This window comes from Flavobacterium sp. SH_e (assembly GCF_025717045.1).
In the GTDB taxonomy this organism is placed as follows: domain Bacteria; phylum Bacteroidota; class Bacteroidia; order Flavobacteriales; family Flavobacteriaceae; genus Flavobacterium.
Window position 1 is genome coordinate 363,847 of record NZ_JAOVZN010000005.1, and the last position, 16,155, is coordinate 380,001.

At 34.2% G+C, this 16,155-nt stretch carries 17 protein-coding genes; 9 read left to right on the top strand and 8 right to left on the bottom strand.

The window, feature by feature from the left end:
- Window positions 1–121: 121 nt before the first annotated feature.
- Window positions 122–322: a hypothetical protein gene (locus OD917_RS09495; protein ID WP_263523299.1), complete on the bottom strand. Its 201-nt coding sequence runs from the start codon at window positions 320–322 to the stop codon at window positions 122–124.
- A 195-nt stretch (window positions 323–517) separates the two neighbouring features.
- Here OD917_RS09495 and OD917_RS09500 point away from each other — a divergent pair, with 195 nt between their 5' ends.
- On the top strand, window positions 518–1,954 hold the full coding sequence (locus OD917_RS09500; protein WP_263523300.1) for an FAD-dependent oxidoreductase: 1,437 nt from the start codon (window positions 518–520) through the stop codon (window positions 1,952–1,954).
- A gap of 147 nt (window positions 1,955–2,101) precedes the next feature.
- Entirely contained in the window at window positions 2,102–2,305 is a 204-nt protein-coding gene (locus tag OD917_RS09505) for a hypothetical protein (protein ID WP_263523301.1), read from the top strand.
- 36 nt (window positions 2,306–2,341) lie between these two features.
- On the opposite strand, the gene OD917_RS09510 is transcribed toward OD917_RS09505, so the two are convergent.
- From OD917_RS09510 to OD917_RS09540, 7 genes are all read right to left on the bottom strand, one after another.
- Window positions 2,342–2,590 (bottom strand): hypothetical protein, encoded by a 249-nt coding sequence (locus tag OD917_RS09510; RefSeq protein WP_263523302.1) that lies wholly within the window; start codon window positions 2,588–2,590, stop codon window positions 2,342–2,344.
- 171 nt (window positions 2,591–2,761) lie between these two features.
- Window positions 2,762–3,778: a cytochrome-c peroxidase gene (locus OD917_RS09515; protein WP_263523303.1), complete on the bottom strand. Its 1,017-nt coding sequence runs from the start codon at window positions 3,776–3,778 to the stop codon at window positions 2,762–2,764.
- A 58-nt stretch (window positions 3,779–3,836) separates the two neighbouring features.
- Window positions 3,837–4,703 carry an MbnP family protein gene (locus OD917_RS09520; RefSeq protein WP_263523304.1) on the bottom strand — a complete coding sequence of 289 codons (867 nt, stop codon included), beginning with the start codon at window positions 4,701–4,703 and terminating at the stop codon, window positions 3,837–3,839.
- A 57-nt stretch (window positions 4,704–4,760) separates the two neighbouring features.
- Window positions 4,761–5,129, bottom strand: coding sequence for a hypothetical protein (locus OD917_RS09525; protein WP_263523305.1), 369 nt, complete (start codon window positions 5,127–5,129; stop codon window positions 4,761–4,763).
- Window positions 5,130–5,135: 6 nt separating this feature from the next.
- The gene (locus OD917_RS09530; protein ID WP_263523306.1) at window positions 5,136–7,115 is read right to left on the bottom strand and encodes a TonB-dependent receptor plug domain-containing protein; all 1,980 of its coding nucleotides are present in this window, start codon (window positions 7,113–7,115) and stop codon (window positions 5,136–5,138) included.
- 4 nt (window positions 7,116–7,119) lie between these two features.
- On the bottom strand, window positions 7,120–8,040 hold the full coding sequence (locus OD917_RS09535; RefSeq protein ID WP_263523307.1) for a FixH family protein: 921 nt from the start codon (window positions 8,038–8,040) through the stop codon (window positions 7,120–7,122).
- A gap of 293 nt (window positions 8,041–8,333) precedes the next feature.
- Window positions 8,334–8,711 (bottom strand): hypothetical protein, encoded by a 378-nt coding sequence (locus tag OD917_RS09540; RefSeq protein ID WP_263523308.1) that lies wholly within the window; start codon window positions 8,709–8,711, stop codon window positions 8,334–8,336.
- A 474-nt stretch (window positions 8,712–9,185) separates the two neighbouring features.
- Here OD917_RS09540 and OD917_RS09545 point away from each other — a divergent pair, with 474 nt between their 5' ends.
- From OD917_RS09545 to OD917_RS09575, 7 genes are all read left to right on the top strand, one after another.
- Window positions 9,186–10,001 (top strand): alpha/beta fold hydrolase, encoded by an 816-nt coding sequence (locus OD917_RS09545; protein ID WP_263523309.1) that lies wholly within the window; start codon window positions 9,186–9,188, stop codon window positions 9,999–10,001.
- Between the two features lie 57 nt (window positions 10,002–10,058).
- Window positions 10,059–10,376, top strand: coding sequence for a phosphoribosylpyrophosphate synthetase (locus OD917_RS09550; protein ID WP_111290648.1), 318 nt, complete (start codon window positions 10,059–10,061; stop codon window positions 10,374–10,376).
- A 146-nt stretch (window positions 10,377–10,522) separates the two neighbouring features.
- Window positions 10,523–11,155, top strand: coding sequence for a hydrolase (locus OD917_RS09555; protein ID WP_263523310.1), 633 nt, complete (start codon window positions 10,523–10,525; stop codon window positions 11,153–11,155).
- 110 nt (window positions 11,156–11,265) lie between these two features.
- Window positions 11,266–12,594, top strand: coding sequence for an alginate export family protein (locus tag OD917_RS09560; protein ID WP_263523311.1), 1,329 nt, complete (start codon window positions 11,266–11,268; stop codon window positions 12,592–12,594).
- A 247-nt stretch (window positions 12,595–12,841) separates the two neighbouring features.
- A complete protein-coding gene (locus OD917_RS09565; protein ID WP_263523312.1) occupies window positions 12,842–13,558 on the top strand; it encodes a M17 family peptidase N-terminal domain-containing protein in 717 nt (238 codons plus the stop codon).
- A gap of 7 nt (window positions 13,559–13,565) precedes the next feature.
- Entirely contained in the window at window positions 13,566–15,452 is a 1,887-nt protein-coding gene (locus OD917_RS09570; RefSeq protein ID WP_263523313.1) for an amidohydrolase, read from the top strand.
- Window positions 15,453–15,462: 10 nt separating this feature from the next.
- The gene (locus OD917_RS09575; protein ID WP_263523314.1) at window positions 15,463–15,897 is read left to right on the top strand and encodes a DoxX family protein; all 435 of its coding nucleotides are present in this window, start codon (window positions 15,463–15,465) and stop codon (window positions 15,895–15,897) included.
- Window positions 15,898–16,155: the final 258 nt, after the last annotated feature.

A 16,155-nucleotide genomic window follows, 5' to 3' on the forward strand; every position in this document is an offset into this window, starting at 1 on the left:
TACAAATCTATAAAAATCCAATCATATTTCTTACTTCTTCGCTTTCAAGTCATAAAAAAAAGTGTTTTGACGAGAAAAAGAAATAAAAAAACGCCTCAAATAAACTTAAGACGTTTCGGTTTTATTTTTTTTCTTCATTATTTAATTGATCATCGAAATCAGGTTCTTTTCCTTTGAACTTTTTAGTGTCAGCATCATAATTTTCGTCATTTGTTAAAACGTCCTCATGATCTTTATATTGATGTTTTCTAGTATCGCTTCGATGATCCCCGCCGCTCTCATTAAGATTAGGGTTTTTCTGAGTTTGATTCTTTGAGTCCATAATTTTTAATTTTTAAATGTATTATAAAATTAGCCAAAATCATTTCTTCAGACTTATATAATCATTTGTAAAAATTATAGAATAACACGGTAATGGCTGATATTATATCATTTACAAAATCAAATGCAGATTTATCAATAACATTTCTTTATTTTTGCCGCTTCATAGAAACCAAAAAACGTTTTATTCTATAATATGTGGACTATATGCCATGAATGCCAGGGACAGGGCAAAATAAATCGCGGACTCAGTAAAAAAGCGCAACGTCGCTATAAGACGGAATTAGCTTTATATGAGAACAAGCAGAGCAACATTGCTCCGATACGTCCTAAGGCGCATCTGCATTTGTGCACAATTTGTTCTGGGTCTGGATTAATACAATCTGAAAAGTATCTTGAACCCGATCTCACAAAACCGCATGTCGCCATTATTGGTGCCGGTATTGGTGGTGTCGCTTTAGCTGTTGCTTGTTTACACCGCGGAATTCCATTTACGATTTATGAACGCGACAACCACTTCGAAGCCAGATCTCAAGGTTACGGACTTACTTTACAACAAGCAAGCAAAGCCATGAAAGGATTAGGAATTACATCTTTAGACGGCGTAATTTCAACAAAACATATTGTACATAATACAGAAGGAAAAATATTGGGTGAATGGGGAACTCGAAAATGGTTGGAAACTGCAATTAAAACGCCTACAAAACGCACCAATATACATATTGCGCGACAATCTCTTCGTTTAGCTCTTCTAGAACAACTTGGCGGAAATAATACAATACAATGGGGACATCAGCTTATAAATCTTGAAGAAACTGAAGAAGGTGCTCAATTAACTTTTCAGGTAAATGGAGAAGCAAAAACTTCAAAAGCTGATCTTGTTGTAGGCGCAGATGGCATTCGAAGTGCAGTTCGAAAGCTAATAATTGGTGAAGATCAAACGCCTTTACGTTATTTAGACTGTATTGTCATATTAGGAATTTGCCCTTTAAGTGCTCTAGAAGGTCATGATAGTTCGCTTTTAGATTCTGCAACAGTTTTTCAAACTGCTAATGGAAACGAACGAATTTACATAATGCCTTATACTGCAGATTCTGTAATGTGGCAGTTAAGCTTTCCAATGTCTGAAGAAAAAGCTAAAGAATTAAGTTCAAAAGGACCAAAAGCATTAAAAGAAGAAGCTTGCCGAAGAACACAATGGCACAATCCAATTCCGCAGATTTTAAATGCTACAAACGAAAACTTAATTTCTGGATATCCAGTTTACGACCGTGAATTATTAAGTTTGGACTTACTGGCGAAAAATAAAAATATAACTTTAATTGGAGATGCAGCGCACCCGATGAGTCCCTTTAAAGGTCAAGGCGCAAATCAAGCATTGCTCGATGCTTTAAAATTGGCCAGAAAAATTTCTAAAGGCTGTAATACTCGATCAAAATGGAGACAAATTGGCTTGAGAGAAAGCGTTTTAAATGAATTTGAAGAAGAAATGATAGAACGCAGTGCAGTAAAAGTAAAAGGCTCTGCAGATGCTGTTCAATTTCTGCACTCCGAAATTATACTTCAAGAAGGCGATGAACCTCGAGGTAGATGTTTGAAGAAAAAAACAGACAAATCAGAAGTAAAATGCTAAACCTATTTTTGTTTAGCATTTTTTTTATAAAACTCACTTCCAACAACATACGTGTGAATTAAATAACATTTGAATATTAAAGTATAACAAATTCAAGTTGCTCATTCTTTAAATTTGTAGCCTTCAAATCGTAAAAATGATCACGCCATGAAAAATACAGATAGAAATTTCAGCGAATTCCATGAAACTCTTACAAACCGAACTATGGCTTGCAACGAAGATAATAATGAATTAATTTTTCGTAAAACTTATGTAGGAGATTGGGGAGATTGGGACGAGAAACCAGAGGATATTGCAAAAGATCAGCATCTTTTTCTGGATCAAAATATAAGTTTTACAACCGCAGTTTAAGCTTCACCGCAATTTTAAGCATTACAATTCTATCAATTATGCTAGAACACTAATTGTATTGCTTAAATTTTCTTTACTTATAAAATCCAGAATAAATTCTTTTACTTCGTTACGTGCTTCATTTCTGGTTGCAAACGAGTTGATGTAAAATTCATCATCCTTGTCACTAATATGGATAATTTCTGTATAACCTTTTGTAATTAAACTGCCTTTTAGTTTAATAATATTTACTTGTTGCTTTCCGTCAAGTTCTTTGCGAACCTGTAGTTTTATAGCTCTTTCCATATTCAAATATTTTTAAATAGTTAACTATCATATAATTATAAATTTAAAACATTTAATCTATCGAAATCAGATTTTAACACTACTCACAACGCATTATTTATCAACACTTTATAAACATTTTTACCTCTACAAAAAGAATAGGAAAAGCTAGAAAAATCAAGCCTTTCCAAATTAATTGCCTATAAATTGCTGATCGCTCAAGGTTTTCATAAATGCAATCAAGTTCTCTTTTTCCTGCTCTGTAAGCGGAATTCTATTCCCATTATTCTTAAAAATCGGATCCAGATTCTCTGCTTCGAGAACGCCACTGTCAAAATAATCCAAAACTGATTTGAGCGTCGCAAACTGACCAAAACTTCCATACGGAGCTGTATATTCAATATTTCTTAAAGTCGGAACTCGGAAACTCATAAAATCAGCGGCAATTCCTGTAACTCTTCCTCTACCCGCTTCATTTGTATTTGTATTTAAAGGAAAACCGATATTTCTAAAACTTTGATCTGTAAACAATTCTGTACCATGGCAACTTGCGCATTTTTGCTGAAACGTTGCATAACCAGCCGCTTCACTTTCTGTAAAAGATGCCCCTTCTTTACGTTTTACTTTATCATATTTGCTATTGGCCGAAATTAAGGTATATTCAAATTGTGCAATACTTTTATAAATTCTGTCTGACGTAATTTCTTCATCTCCAAATGTCTTTTTAAACAAATCTTTATAAGAAGCATCTTCTTTGATTTTTTCAATAACTTCCAAAATTGAAGAATCCATTTCTTCGTGCGTAATGATAGGAACTAAAGGTTGTGTTTCTAACTGCAGTTTGCTTCCATCCCAATTAAAAAACTTTAAAAACATTAAATTTTGAAGTGATGGCGCATTTCTCAGGCCGACTCTTCCTTCAATTCCGATAGCTTGCGGATTATGATCTGCGAATGCATTTGCCTGAATATGGCAACTTGAACAAGAAATAGTATTATCTGCACTAAATCTTTTTTCATTAAAAAGTTTTTCACCCAGCTCAACACCATATTTTGTAGGTTTATTTAAACTCACATACGTATTCAGCTCTGGAAAATCGGCAGGAATATTTAAAGAAAGTTCAGGATTATCGTAAGAAATCATTTCAGAATCATTATTACATGAAATGAATAACAATGCAATGAATACGAAACCAACTATTTTTTTCATTTTAAATGAATTTTAAAATAGAGCCGTCTTTTAAATTCAGACGGCTCAAAATATATTTTTAGTTTTCTACACTCGTCACAGAAAACATTCCTGTAATATCGCTAGATCCGTTTCCTCCTAGATTATCAACAAATTTTACCATTTGCGCCGCAGTATGAACATTTGGAGTAGCATTATCGCTCATTCCAGTTCCAGTTGATAGCGTAATGGTGTTAGTTGCTCCGCTCAAAAGCTTATCAAAATCTGCTTTAATTTTGATTTTTGGAGCTTTACTTCCAACAACTGCATTTGTAGTAAGATTTAAAGTGATATCTCTATAAGCATTTACACCTTGAGTATAAGCGCCTTCAGTTCCTTCAACGGTACTTCCTGTATGAATAGACATTACTTTACTATCAGTATCATAGAAACCTTCTACTTTTGTAAAACGGTATCCTGTTCCCCATTCCCACATCATAGCCGTATCATTAGCGCCTGCTGCTGCATAAAATTTAGGAAATCTTACTTGATCTAAAGTGTTTTGTTCGGTTTTGATACCTAAACCAAATTTAATCTGCTTGTAAGTTGCAGATGGCACATTGCTCAAAACATAACTTAAAGATTCTGCTTTTGCCTGATCAATTACAGTTGCACCTTTATCTAAGTCATTTACATTGTAAGGCACTTCAGTTCCATCATCTTTAATAAGACGGATATTGCTGATTACATATTTTACTTCAGAAAAATGATGAACTTGTCCAGCTGCTGAAGTATTTGTAGTAGCCGAAGCTGAAGTCGCATCTCCTAAAACAATTGTAGTACTCTTAAATGTATTATTGAATTCTAATGTTACATTGTTTGCTGCCGGATTATCATCACTGTCTGAACATGATACAAATGCCAAAGCGGCAGCTGATAATAAAAGGTATTTTTTAAAATTTTGCATTTTTATGATTTTAATTTTTGTATTGTATTCTATTTTAATTAATTGACAAGGAAATAATTATAAAATAGGCGGTGGTACAAAAATTTCAAGACATGGTTCTAATAAAACTGATTCTTTATAAATTGAGGTTTTATTAGAGTTAATCTCTTTCGAAATAAAAACAGCAAATTCGATGTTTGAAATCAAGGCAATATCAATCTTTTTACCAATACTTCTTAATTCCAAATCAGAGTTTTTTTCATTCTCCTGCAATTCTTTCTTTAAATGACATTTCCCATGGCATTGCAGTTCTGGTTTGGCTTTATTGACACAAAATTCTTTTTCTATAGCATTCTGATTCAGTTTAAAGTGCACAACGATAAGCGCCTGCTGGAAAGAAACCAGCAAGAACAAAATAGTCATTGTGATACTAAAAACTTTTTTCATTTTTTCTTAGAAATTAAATTTTAAAGACGTGAAAATATTACGCCCCATTCTCGGAATATTTCCCCAGTCTGAATAAGTGCTGTAATATTCATTTAGTAAATTTTCTGCTCCAACTTGAATTGTACTTCTTACTTTATTGATTTTAAAAGAATAATCAGCAGAAATATTCCAAATGGTATAAGCTCCTGTTAGATCTTCGCCATATTCTGGACTGTAGTTAATTTGTTCAAAATCGCCATTTACAGAAGTTTGGATTCCAAAATTCTTATACATATAATGAAGTGATGTCAAATAACTCAACGGACGGATAAAAGGCAAATTTCCTCCTTTATCATCCATTCCTCGTGCGTAAGTCAGTGTTCCTTTCCAATGTAAATGCTCTAAAATATCGTAACTCACATTCGCCGACATATTTAAAAGTGTTGCATAATCTAATGAAGTATAACCTTTTACACCAACCGATTGATAATTCATCGGACTTCCCATGCTTAAGATTCTACCAATAATATAGTTCTGAATGTAGAAATAGTTTATTTTTCCTTGAATGCTTAATTTTTCGTTTTTAAAACCTGCGCTTGCATTTCCTTCATACGAAATTTCATTTTTAAGATTTGGATCTCCAATGTAATCATAACGGTCAAAACTATTATAAATGTAATAACCGTAACCTTCAGAAACAGAAGGCGCTCTATGACCATAACCAGTTCCCACAGAAAAATTAAAATGATCAATATTTAAGTTATAGCCAGCATTAATACTTGGTAAAAATCTCGTTTTTTCCTGAGGCGCACCAGGATGAAAAATCCAGTTGAATTCTACATATTTAGAATAATTGTAATTCACTCCCAATGAACCGCCCAAATTCAATTGACTTTTATCTGAAAGATCCCAAGAATTATTCATAGAAAGTCCAGCAAAACGAGTGGTAACCCAAGGCCAGCTGTACGCAAACATGGTTCTTTCGCTACGATCTTGCGGATACATACGCATTTCTGCAATAGACAAATTATCGTAAGCATTCAATTGAATTTCAGACGAGTAATTATTTCTTTTCAAATTCGCTTTTGAAACCAATCCATAAGTTGTGCTCCAGCCTGGCATATCCATGTGAACTAAATTTTCTGGACGAGTCGTGTCGTCCATATAATGTTCAATTGCATTGAAATAAATTTTAGTATCGACAACTCTAACCAAACCTTCTTCAAATAATTGTTTATAGGAAGCCGAAGTAATTAGCGCTCTCGAAAGCCACAAATCCATTGGTAATGCAGGAAAACCGACATCTTTTGCCATATCAAAAATAGCATCTAATCTAACGGATGATAAATCACTAGTTTTATAAGCTAAACCTAGCGAAGTATTGAATTTATTGTATTGCGAATGCTTTACTTCATCATTATTTCCGTCATGATAATTATCTGCCGTTCGATACGAAATACTTCCATCAGCAACAAATTTAGTTCCAGAATAAGAAATATTTCCTAAGTTAAAAAACTGCTTATTATTGAACTCAAAACCCGTTTGATACGCACCATTCCATTTTTTCTGAAGACCAAACGGCGTGCTTTTTCTTCTCAAATCAATACTTCCCGCAACGGTCGCGCCATGAAGACTCCCTTCTTGCCCTGATTTAATATCAATTGCTGCAAGATTATTACTTTCAACATAAGACGTAATTGGATCCATTTTGTCTGTACAAGCTCCAAAAACGTGCATTCCGTCAATTGTAACCGTCGAACGTTCTGTACTCATATTATTTAATAAAGGTTCCCAGGCATAAGCGCCGCGTTTTATAAAACTAATATTATCAGAAGATGATAGAAATTCATCGACAGAAACAGCCATTTTCATTTCTGTTTCAATTTTCTTTTTGGTTGCGTTTTTTACTGTTACTTCTTCTAAGTTTTTGATACTGTCGTGATGTGCATGCGGATTTTGAGCAATTGCAGACATTCCCAAAAAAAGCAGCATTATAATATATTTCATGCTATTAGAATAAAGTATCGATATAAAGTTCACTTTTCACCCCTTCCACTCCAGGCGTAAAATCCGTTGGAACAACTGTTCCTTTTAAAATTAGTCCATTTTGATTCATCATAATTAAATTCAATGTCCAGTTTCCTGTCATTGTATAATTGACAACTCCATGATACAAACCATCATCCTGCTGCGTTAAATCTTTATTGTTTGGAGAAGAATGATTTCCCATTGATGCTTCTGGCATTCTAGGATCTAACTTTAAAGTATATCCAACAACTTCTGAATAAGAAAATTGAGTTGGATCTGGAAAAGTGTCAGCCGGAGTTGTTGGTTTGTTGTATTTATAAACTCCCGCAACTAATGGATTTTCAGAAACCGTTGGCTTTTGAGGTGAAATCAAGGCAATAATATATTGTTCATCATCTTTTCCTGTAAAAGCAGTCATATTCAGATTTTTGTTGCTTTGTTTTTCAACAGAAATATCTTTATTTATTTCGTATGTCTGATTATCAACTGTAAAACTGATGTACAATTTCCAGCTCGCAGTAGTAGTGCTTTCGCCAGTAAAAACCGAATATCCGCTATAATATTTATTAGCAGAATCGTACGCGACATTATACTCATGCGGACATGAACTTTTACTTCCGTCAGCATTACTTATAATAGGCAAAAAGGTTACGGCAGAAGTAGTTACTTCTTGATTGTTTTGTGTATTTACAATTTTTAGATGAAGCTCATTATACCCTTTATAAAATGTTCCGTTTAAGGCATCTATACTTATTTTATAATTACCGCTAGTAAACGAAACTGCTTCTTTAAATTCATAATTATCAGGAACTTCAGAACCAATTTCAGCGTTGTAATCTGTTTTATCAATTGTGCAGGAAGTAACCACAAACAATGCGATTATCCCATAAATAAGAGATTTCATTTTGATGAATGTTATAAGAAAAATTTAAAATTTAGCACTCAGTTATAATTTTTTGAATAACAAAAAAAGCTAAAGTACTGTGAAATAGCCAAGAAAATGGCAACGTAAATAAAGGTGCAATATAGAAGCCTCTTCAATTACAAAAGATGATCAAAATCAGTTTCAGAAAAAATTACGCAATTCTTTTTCAAACTTGGAATTTAAATCCAAGCTAACACATCAAACAAAATTGTTTGGAATTTGAAATTTCAAAATTTCAGAATTGGAATTTATAAAGAAATAGAATTTAACCTCTAAACTATGTAGAGAGGAGGATGAAAAGTAAGATTAGAAGCCCCGATTGGTTTCTTTTCAAATAAAATGGAAGAATTATCTTTTGATTCGATAACTGGAATTACACTAAAATTAATTTCAGCAGCATTTTGAACATAAACAAGCTCTAATTTATCTTTTAAGCTGTCTTGCATTTTTCGTTCGTTATCAGAATATTTTTTGATGCTTTTTTGAAGTTCGCATCGACCATTACAACTATTGAAAGCTTGTTTACGCTGAACGCAAATAGTTTTAGCAATTTCTTTCTGGTTGATTTTGAATGAAGCATAAACAAACAGACTGCCAAAAGAAGGCGACAGAATTAAAATAGAAAGCGCTATTATGATTAACCTTTTCAAGTGTTTGTTTAAATATTTGCCCACAAAAGTACATACAATTTTGTATTTATTTTAACGAAACAAGATTTTTTATTTAATAAAAGATAAAAACATCTTATTTGTAAAAAACGAATCGATCATAAAATAACGATATATCGTAGATTTAAAAAACTTCAAAAATTGGCAATTCCTTTAAAACAAAGGCCTTAAAGATAAAGGCACGTTAATTGGCTAATGTTTGGCATCACATATTAATTTAAAATGCGAAACATGAAAACATTCCAAATATTTCCACTTGCACGTTCACCAGTAATCAAAATCCGCAAAAAAATCACTTCTTAATCTAGATTAATCGATGCAGATTTCATTCCGAAATATATTTGCATCATAATCAAACAAAATAAAACACATAACAAGATATAAGTTTAAATTTTAAACTTAAAATCCAATTTAAATTAAAAATACAAAACAAATTAATATTAAAAATCAAAAACCATGAGCACATTTACAGTAAAAGACGGAACACAGATTTATTACAAAGACTGGGGAACAGGACAACCAATCGTTTTCCACCACGGATGGCCTTTATCAAGCGATGATTGGGACGCACAAATGATGTATTTCCTTCAAAAAGGATACAGAGTAATTGCACACGATCGCCGCGGACATGGTCGTTCTGGTCAAGCTTCTGAAGGAAATAACATGGAAACTTACGCATCTGACATCGCTGAATTGACAGAGTTTTTAGACTTAAAAGATGCAATCCACGTTGGTCATTCAACTGGAGGCGGTGAAGTAATTCGCTACGCTGCTAAATACGGAAAAGGACGTATTGCAAAAGCAGTAATCATTAGCGCTGTAACTCCTATTATGATTCAAAACGAATCTAATCCAGAAGGTGTTCCATTATCTGTTTTTGACGAAATTAGAAAAGGAACTGGATTCAACAGAGCACAATATTTTTACGACTTCCCTATTCCATTTTACGGATGGAACCGCGAAGGGCAAACAATTCAAGAAGGTATTAAACAAAACTGGTGGCGTCAAGGAATGATGGGTTCTGTTTTATCTCACTACGAAGGAATTAAAGCTTTCTCTGAATCAGATTTTACAGAAGATTTGAAAAGTTTAGATATTCCTGTTTTGGTTTTACACGGAGAAGATGACCAAATCGTTCCTTTTGCGCAAGCTCCTAGAGCTGCAAAATTGTTGAAAAACGGGAAATTGATTTCTTATCCTGGATTCTCTCACGGAATGCCAACTATCAATGCTGAAACTATCAACAACGATATTTTAGATTTCATCAAATAAATCAATAATCACTGCCTGTAAAGGTTCAATTTGCAGGCAGTTTAATCTTCTCAAATTATGAGTTTTTTTCAGCAACCCTCGTTTGATACTGTTACAGAAGCTTTGCAATGGCTGAGCACACAAGGTTATACAGAAAATTTTAATCTAGACACCAATTGTATTCGCTATAATAACAACACGCAAAGTATGTCGCCAGAAGAATTCAAGATTGAATATTTATTCCGATTTGAAGGCGATACCGATCCCGGAGACGAAGATATTGTTTATGGAATCAAATCTGAAATCTACAATTTAAAAGGTGTTTTAACCAGCGCCTTTGGAATTTATGCCGACTCTGTTTCTGCCGAAATGATTAAAAAACTTTCAACACATTAACATAAAAAGACATATCAGTTTAATAAAATTACGATATATCGTAAAAACATTTTTTGTATTAAAAACACAAACCCTTACCCAACAACAAATTAAGAATTTGGCACTTCGTTGGCTTAACTAATTATAAATCTAAAAAAATAAATATCATGAAACCATCAGTTAACTTATTATCACCAGACAATCACGCTTTAGTTTTAATCGATTTTGAAGGTCAAATGGCCTTTGCAACGCACAATATTCCAGTAAGCGAATTACGTACGAATGTGGCAATTGTTGCTGGAGCATCGAAAATTTTCAATGTAGAAACAGTTGTAACTACAGTTGCAGAAGAAAGTTTCTCAGGTCCTGTTTTTCCTGAATTAGAAGAATTTTATCCAATTGCAACTTCTGGATATATTGACAGAACTACAATGAATACTTGGGAAGACGAAAACGCTTATAAAGCTATCGTAGCAAAAAACAAAAAGAAAATTGTTCTTGCTGGACTTTGGACAGGTGTTTGCATTGTAGGACCTGCTTTATCTGCAATTGATGAAGGTTACGAAGTTTATATTATTACAGATGCATGTGGTGATGTAACCGCAGAAGCTCACGAACGCGCAGTACAAAGAATGGTTCAAGCTGGAGCAATTCCTGTAACTTCTATTCAATACTTATTAGAGCTTCAAAGAGATTGGGCTCGTGAAGAAACTTACGGTCCAGTTACAACATTAATGAAAAAATATGGCGGTTCTTATGGAATTGGAATTCACTATGCACACAACATGTTGAAACACTAATCTGACTAATTCAATTTATTATAAATCTCTTACGCTTCATTATGTTGGAATCATCAAAATCCATATCGACAAATAAATTCCTCTGGATCATTATTTTATCTTTTCTTTTAATGGGAAAAACCGCTTCTGCTCAAAGTTTCAAGCTTTTGCGTTACGATGAAAATTATGAATTCTTAAAAGATTCAAGCAGAAACTTTTATGAAAGATTAAAATTCATTCCGTTAAACCAGCAGAAAGATATTTATATGTCACTTGGAGGCGAAGCAAGATATGAATATGTTGATTTCAACAATGAAGATTGGGGAAGATTAAATATTGGCCACAATAATTTTTTGCTGCAACGATACGATCTTCATGCCGATATTAATTTAGGAAAAACCTTTAGAATATTTGCTCAATTAAGAAGTGCCTTAGAAGACGGTCGTGTAAACGGAGCACGAGGCATTGACGAAGATCAGTTAAATGTTCAGAATTTATTTTTGGATGTGAATGTCTGGCAGCAAAAAGACAAAAAAATAACCGTTCGCGCCGGAAGACAAGAATTAGATTATGGTTCTGGAAGATTGATTTCTGTTAGAGAAGGTCCAAATGCTAGACTTTATTTTACAGGAGCAAAATTAATGTACACCTCTTCAAGAGTGTCGGTTGATGCTTTTGCTATGATGGCAGATACCATTTATACAGGAGTTTTCGATAATAAAATGTCTAAACAGCTAAATCTCTGGGGAGCTTATTCTAAAATAATTTTTCCGAAAGCAGGAAATCTCGATGTTTATTATCTCGGAATAAGAAGAGATTTATCGCTTTTTGAAGAAGGAATTGCGCCGGAAAGAAGACATACTGTTGGAACAAGATTATGGAAATATGGCGGCGGATTTATTTATAATTTGGAAGCAGCATATCAATTTGGAACTTTTGGATCTGGAGATATAAATGCTTGGACAGGATCTATTGATATTGGATATATGTTTGAAAACACAAAATTCAAACCCACGATAAATCTTCGAAATGATTATATCTCAGGAGATAAAAATCAAGGAAATGGAAATCTTCAGACATTTAATCCGCTTTATCCAAAAGGAGGTTATTTTGGTTTCAGTCCGCAAGTTGGACCGGTAAACCTTATCGATATTCATCCTTACGCGACGATGGATTTACTTTCGAATTTAAAGATGCAGGTCGATGTGGTTTTAAACTGGAGATATTCAACTCAAGACGGAGTTTACAGGCCAAGCGGAATGCTTAACCTTCGCGGAAGCGATTCTGACGAAAGATACATTGGAACTGCTTATTTGGCCAATTTCACCTACAATTTAAACAAATATATTTCGGTAGTCAGCGGTATTCAATATTTCAAGACAGGCGCTTTTATCAATGACATAATTCCAAACTCAAAAGACGGAGTTTTCTTTAACGCCCGATTGGGATTCAAATTTTAATTTTTTAATCAAATAAATAATTTAAACATATAGAAACATAGTTTTTTGGAACGTATAAAAGGCGCTTCACTTAGATAAATGCACATAGCTGTGTCAACTTTGTCAAAGTTTAAAACTTTGACAAAGTTCTCGCAAAGAACCACACAAAGGACTATGTGTTAGAAACTAGTTTCTTTCTCCTTTTTAAAAGTAAAGAAAATCTATGTTTCTATGTGTTTAAATATTTCTCACCACTAAACCTTAAACAATGAAAACAAACACATCCACATACAGATTTAGATATTCGTATCTAATTCTCTTAATCATAACCTTTAATGCATTTGCTCAAACCGCTTCAATCGGTTCTACGACAACTTGGGGGAAAGTAGACGGAATTGCAGTTAACGGATTGGTTCAAGGGCCATCTGCAGCAGAAGCAGATTTACAAGTTGCCTGCGTATTTGAATATACAGAAGGTGATATTTTTAACCCTCCTGCCCTTCCAGCAAATTTAAACGGAATGGTACATTTAGATGATGCTTTAAAAGGCATTATTACAGAGTTACGCAAAAGCGGAAAATTTACTGGTCATGCTCTTGAAACTTTATTGATTACGCCTCCAAAAGGCACTTTAGCATCCAAACAATTATTATTAATAGGATTGGGCGACCGTAACAAATTTACTCCAGATTTAATGATCAGCGTGGGAAGTACTGCGATGCGCGAGGCTTTACGTTTAGGCGTTTCTAACTACTCTTTTGCAAGTGATATTAAAGATGCAGGAATCGATTCTCCAACAGCTTTGGTTGCTACAAATGTAGTTTTAGGTTCGTTTGAAGCTTATAGAACGCAATCTTATTTAAAAGAAAAAAAATTAGCTGAATATAAGCCTTTAACGAAAGTTATTTTGCTTGCCGGACCAGCTTTTTATACAGTTGCTGGCGAAGGAATTAAAGATGCAATTGCAAAGTTGAACTCTAAATAATCGAATCATGAAAGCAGATTTAATTTTATTCAACGGGAAAATTCATAGCTTCAATGCTGAAACACCAAACGTTACCGCTGTTGCTATTAAAGACGGAAAATTTATTGCCGTTGGAAATGACAGCGACATCATGACTTTTGCTTCTGAAGAAACCAAAATAATTGATCTTCAAAATAAAAGAGTTGTGCCAGGAATTAACGATTCGCATATTCATCTTATTCGTGGCGGTTTAAATTACAACTTAGAATTAAGATGGGATGGTGTTCCTTCTTTGGCAGATGCGCTTCGAATGTTGAAAGAACAAGTAGATCGTACGCCAAATCCGCAATGGGTTCGTGTAGTTGGCGGCTGGTCTGAATTTCAATTTGCTGAACGCAGAATGCCCACTTTAGAAGAAATCAACGCAATTGCGCCAGATACTCCTGTTTTTATTTTGCATTTGTACGACAGAGCGATTATGAACAGAGCGGCTTTGAGAGCAGTTGGTTATAACAAAAATACGCCTGCACCCCCGGGCGGACAAATAGAACGTGATTCAAACGGAGAACCAACCGGACTTATTATTGCGACTCCAAATGCGATGATTTTGTATTCGACTTTGGCTAAAGGTCCGACGCTTTCTTACGAACATCAAATCAATTCTACGCGTCATTTTATGAAAGAATTGAACCGTTTTGGAATTACAAGCGTGATTGATGCGGGTGGCGGATTTCAGAATTTTCCAGACGATTATAAAGTGGTAAATGAATTGAACGAAAAGAAACAATTGACAGTAAGAATTGCTTATAATCTTTTCACTCAAAAACCAAAACACGAATTTGAAGATTTCTCAGATTGGATTGATACCGTAAAATTATATCAAGGAAACGATATGTACCGCCATAACGGAGCTGGCGAAATGCTGGTTTTTTCTGCTGCCGATTTTGAAGATTTTCTTCAGCCAAGACCAGATCTTCCTGAAAATATGGAAGCGGAACTAGAAAAAGTAGTTCGTCTTTTGGTCGAAAATCGTTGGCCTTTCAGACTTCATGCGACTTACAACGAAAGCATTACAAGATTTTTGAATGTTTTCGAAAAAATAAATCAAGATGTTCCTTTCAATGGACTTCCGTGGATTTTTGATCACGCTGAAACTATTGACGAAAGAAACATCGAACGTGTAAAAGCTTTAGGTGGCGGAATTGCTGTACAAAGCAGAATGGCATATCAAGGCGAATATTTTACAGATCGTTATGGAGCAAAAGCTGCTGAAAACACTCCGCCAATCAAAAAAATGATTGAAATGGAAGTTCCTGTTGGTGCAGGTTCAGACGCTACACGTGTGAGCAGTTACAATCCTTGGGTTTCTATGTATTGGATGACAGTTGGAAAAACAGTTGGAGGTTTACAACTGTACACAGAAACGAGATTGAACAGACAAACTGCTTTAGAATTGTACACTAGAGGAAGTGCTTGGTTTTCGCAAGAACAAACTAAAAAAGGAGATATTAAAGTGGGAATGTTTGCCGATTTAGTGGTTTTAGATCGCGATTATTTTACAATTGATGATGAAGACATCAAAAAAATCGAAGCCGATTTAACCATTGTTGACGGAAAAATTGTATATGCTAATGGAGATTTTTCTTCCTTCTCTCCACCTCATATTCCTATTTTGCCAGATTGGTCGCCAACAAATATTTACAACGGTTATCCAGTAAGAAGTGGTTTGCAAAGTGCGATTGAAAAAAATGCAAAAGCAGACGCAAAACCAAAACTAACAGCACAAATTCATAGCTGTAGCGGAAGTTGTGACGTTCACGCGCATAATCACGACGTTGCCCGAATGAGCAATGTTCCTGTCAATAATTATAATGCTTTCTGGGGTGCTTTGGGCTGCTCTTGTTTTGCTTTTTAAACTTAAAGAGATGATTGAAATTATAAAACAAATTTTGAGCTCCGATTTAGGAAGTTCTTTTAATAATGCAGCTATTCTCGTTTTTAGAATTTTGCTTGCTATTGAACTTTTCAGAGTGCACGGAATGAAAAAATTCAGAGTTGAAAACGGACAAAAAGAACACGTTCCAAACCCATTGCATTTGCCTGAAAAATTAAACGGATTAATGGCGACTTTTTCGGATACGATAATTCCGTTTTTCATCATTTTCGGACTCGGAACACGTCTTGCCGTTCTTCCAACAATTGGCGTAACTGCAATTGGCTACTTTGTGGTTCATAAAAATGATTCACTCGAAGTGCGCGACGTTCCTTATATGTACACTTTATCTCTATTATTACTTCTTGCATTAGGTGCAGGAACGTATTCACTTGATTATTATTTATTAACGCTTATAAACAATTAATTTAAACACAAATAATTTTAACACATAAAAACATAGCCTTTTGGAGAGAGTAAAAGGTGTTTCACTTGCAAAAATTCACATAGAAAATGTAATAGCACTATTTGCATTCTCACAAGACGTTCATAGATCTATGTGTGAAAAACTAGTTTTTTTCCTCTCCTTTTCAAAACAAAGAGAAAAACTATGTTTCTATGTGTTTAGTGATTTAGATTCCTCCATAACTCATAACTCATAACTCATAACTCATAACTCATAACT